At 47.0% G+C, this 3,936-nt stretch carries 3 protein-coding genes; all 3 read left to right on the top strand.

Translation table 11 applies throughout. From position 1 onward, the window contains the following. The first annotated feature begins 329 nt into the window (after positions 1–329). Genes DWX43_RS26670 through DWX43_RS26660 form a run of 3 tightly spaced genes read left to right on the top strand, consistent with a single transcriptional unit; the run spans position 330 to position 3,841 of the window. Positions 330–1,850: a sugar ABC transporter ATP-binding protein gene (locus DWX43_RS26670; RefSeq protein ID WP_118623096.1), complete on the top strand. Its 1,521-nt coding sequence runs from the start codon at positions 330–332 to the stop codon at positions 1,848–1,850. Between the two features lie 3 nt (positions 1,851–1,853). Beyond that, on the top strand, positions 1,854–2,855 hold the full coding sequence (locus DWX43_RS26665; protein ID WP_109733909.1) for an ABC transporter permease: 1,002 nt from the start codon (positions 1,854–1,856) through the stop codon (positions 2,853–2,855). Beyond that, positions 2,852–3,841: an ABC transporter permease gene (locus tag DWX43_RS26660; protein WP_242996270.1), complete on the top strand. Its 990-nt coding sequence runs from the start codon at positions 2,852–2,854 to the stop codon at positions 3,839–3,841. The genes DWX43_RS26665 and DWX43_RS26660 overlap by 4 nt, the downstream gene beginning before the upstream one ends. Positions 3,842–3,936 lie beyond the last annotated feature (95 nt).

Below are 3,936 nucleotides of genomic sequence, written 5' to 3'. Positions count from 1 at the left end.
GGAATCAGATGCATTCACCGCATAATCTGGATGATTATACGCTCAGGCATCTTTACAAGCTGCTTCGGAAGCAGCTTGTATCCGCCTGCTTGTGCGCGTAGACTCTAACTGCCGCTAATCTTGCTTAATGCATTTCAAACAGCATACACCCCCTCAGGCATCCCGCCCCGGCTTTCCGCAAGCTGCGCGCCGCAAATCGGAAGGAGTGTCCCCGGGAGGCTTTCAAACATAATTGTACTTTGAATTTACATATTTCAATTTAGATTTTCCATGTTTATTTTGCCCGGGTTCCGTTACTATTTGTTTAAACGAAGGAGGGAGGAAACAGCATGGGACAGACAATATTGGAACTGCATGATATTGTGAAGACGTTTCCCGGGGTTCTGGCGCTGAATGGTATTAATTTTAACCTGCTTAGCGGTGAAATCCATGCGATCTGCGGTGAAAACGGGGCAGGGAAATCTACGCTGATGAAGGTTGTCTGCGGGGTTCATGAGGCGGACAGCGGAACAATGATCGTGAATGGTAAGCAGGAGAATTTTTCGAACCCGATGGAGGCATATGAAAAAGGGGTGTCGATTATCTTTCAGGAGACAAGCCTGTTTGAAGAGATGACAGTTCTGGATAATATGTTCCTCGGACATGAGATGACGAAAAAGGCGGGGCCTTTGCAGATTATTGACTATGGGGCGATGCGCAGGGAGGCCGAAAAGATATTTCAGCGTCTGAATACGAAGATTCATATGGATGCACAGATTAAAACCCTTGGAATGGCACAGAAGCAGATGGTGGAGATCGCGAAGGCGCTGACCTTTGATGCGAATATTATTATTTTCGATGAACCGACTGCATCACTGACGCAGCGTGAGGTAATGGCGTTGTTCCAGATTATCAATGATTTGAAGGCGAGCGGCCTCGGAATCGTGTACATCAGCCACAGAATGGAAGAAATTTTCGAATTGTGTGACCGGGTGACTGTGATCAGGGACGGACAATATATTTCAACGAAAAATATCGCAGAGACCAGTAAGGACGATCTCGTGGCAGATATGGTCGGACGTAAGATGGGAAGTTATTACCCGAAGTCAGAGACAAAGATCGGGGAGGAAATCTTCCATGTGGAAGGGTACTATGATGAGGGATTTCTGGAAGACATCAGTTTCTATGTAAGACGCGGGGAAATCCTTGGATTTGCGGGGCTGGCCGGGGCCGGCAGGACGGAGCTGATGGAATCGATCTGTGGATTCACAGGGCGTGCGGCAGGCACGATGTGGCTGGAAGGAAAACCACTTGAAATTAAGAACTATAAACAGGCAATGGAGAACGGGATTGTCTATGTATCAGAGGATCGCGGAAAGTACGGCCTGATCGTTGATATGACGATACAGCAGAACATTTCCCTTCCGCAGCTGGAGCGTTTCAAGAAAGGCCCGGGGTTTCTGGATGAGAAGAAAGAGAGTGAAAAAGGCAGGGAGTACATAGAGGAAGTCGGAATAAAAGCACCATCACCGGATTTCCTTGTCGCAAACCTTTCAGGAGGCAACCAGCAGAAAGTGTCCGTGTCAAAAGCACTTGCACTTGATCCAAAGCTTTTGATTCTGGATGAACCGACACGGGGGGTAGACGTCAATGCAAAGGCGGAGATCCATAAGATCATCAGTGAACTGACCCAGAAAGGGCTGACGATTATTATGATTTCCTCAGAGCTTCCGGAACTGATCGGGATGTGTGACAGAATCTATGTCATGAAAGACGGATACATTGCAGGGTGCTTCGACAGAGAGGATGTTACACAGGAAAAGATCCTGACCGTTGCGCTGGAATCAAAGAAAGAGAGGCAGGAGGGGTAAGAGATGAATGAGAAGAAAAAGAAAGCGTCTTTTCTGACGACAGAATTTTACCTTGCGCTGTTCCTGATTCTGGTGCTTGCGTTTCTCGGAGTTGCGGCAAGAGATTTTTATTCCATCAACAATATCATGAGCCTGCTGAATACGTTCAGTTACATTCTGATCTCAGCGATTGGCATGAATATGATTATTATTACATCCAATATTGATGTATCCACGGGTGCGCTCATTTCCGTAGTATGCCTGTTCACCGCGGCAATCGGCAAGACAGGAGTGCCGTTCGCAGGTCTTCTTCCGGCAGCGATGCTGATGGGAGCTGTTTTAAGCACCATGAACGGGCTGTTTATTACAAAGATGAAGATACCGGCAATCGTGGCAACACTCGCTACGACACAGATATTTCAGGGGGTGCTCCCGCTTCTGGTGGAAGGTTCCATTTACGATCTTCCGGCAAGCTTCACATGGCTGGCATTTGACGCCAAGGTTTTCGGAATCATTCCGGCAAGCGTTCTGATCTGCCTGATTGTAACCGTGATAGCACTCATATTTATGAAATACTCCAAGTTTTCAAAGAAGATATATGCGATCGGCAACAATGCGAAAGGAGCCCGGCTTGCAGGTGTAAATGTAAACAAGACAATTGTTATTACTTATGCCATTGCAGGGGCACTGTTTGGTATATCGGCCGTGATCATTGCGACGGCAGGACAGAGAGTAACGAACACAATGGGAACCGGGCTTGAGATGACATTTATCGCAGCGGTTGTACTGGGTGGAACAAGCACGGCCGGGGGCTCCGGGAAAATTATCGGAACGGTGATAGGGGCATTTATTCTGGCAATGATCGCCCCGGCAATCAATTATCTCGGAATCAGCCCGAACTGGTCTGACGCAGTAAAGGGAGCTATCATCATTATCTCTGTCGTCGTGAGCGGGGCCAAATATCTAAAGAAAAAGAGAGTCATCCATAAGGGCAGCACAGTTGAGGCAGGAGGTGGTGCATCATGAAGAAAATAATGAAGTTCTCCTTCAATAAGGCATTGTTCCTGATCTGGCTGGTTATATTTATCGGTATTTCAATTAAAAGTCCGTCCTTTTTGACTGCGCCTTATATCATCAACGTTATGCTTAGAAATATCGTAGAGATTGGGATGGTCGCACTTCCGATGACACTGATTATTATTACAGGGGGAATCGACCTGTCTGTAGGAAATACCATGATCCTGTCTGCCATGCTCGGCGGGATCGCCTATACAAAATGGGGGACCGCGGCAGCGGTGCTCGCAACCGTACTGACCGGTGCAGCCTGCGGACTTTTGAATGGCGTTATCATAGCAAAGGCAAAAATATCCGCAATGGTAACGACACTGGCGACAATGTATCTGTTCCTGGGTCTGGCAAGGGGCATTTCAAAGGGAGACAGTGTGTATTCATACGGTTTCGCGGAAGCACTTGGAAACACGTCCCTGGCCGGGCTTCCGATACAGATCTGGATTTATATACTGCTGGCCGTGATATTTACACTGCTGCTTGGGAAGGGATTGTTCGGAAGAAAACTTTACAGTATCGGACTGAATGTGAATGCAACCAGATATTCAGGCGTGAATACAGACCGGATGCTGATCATCATTTACACTGTATGTGGGATTATATGCGCACTGGCAGCGTTTATCTTCCTTGGCAGATTCACGAGTGTTAAGTATGACGCGGGAACTAGCTTCAACTTAAAAGTTATTACCATCGTCGTGCTGGGCGGAACAAGCATCATGGGCGGTGTCGGTGACATGAAGGGAACGATCCTTGGAACGCTGATCATTGCAACATTGAACAGTGGCCTGACGGTTATGAACATACCGATCGATGTGCAGACGATTGTACAGGGAGTTGTCCTGATCATAGCACTGATCGCATGTGCTGTTGTGACAGAACGGTCCAAAAAGAAACGAATCATAAAAGTAGACACCGGGCAGACGGTAAAAGCAGAACCGGTGTAAAAAAGATTGTAATACGCAAGTATTATATATACAATAAAAAGGAAAGGAAAGAGGAAGAAGATTGAAAATGAAAAGTAGAGGTTATCCATTACCTT

Origin of the sequence: Clostridium sp. AF19-22AC (assembly GCF_003479085.1) — a bacterium.
GTDB classification, from domain to species: Bacteria; Bacillota; Clostridia; order Lachnospirales; family Lachnospiraceae; genus Faecalicatena_A; species Faecalicatena_A orotica.
The sequence above is the reverse complement of the archived record's forward strand: the minus strand, read 5'-3'. Positions and strand labels throughout refer to the sequence as shown.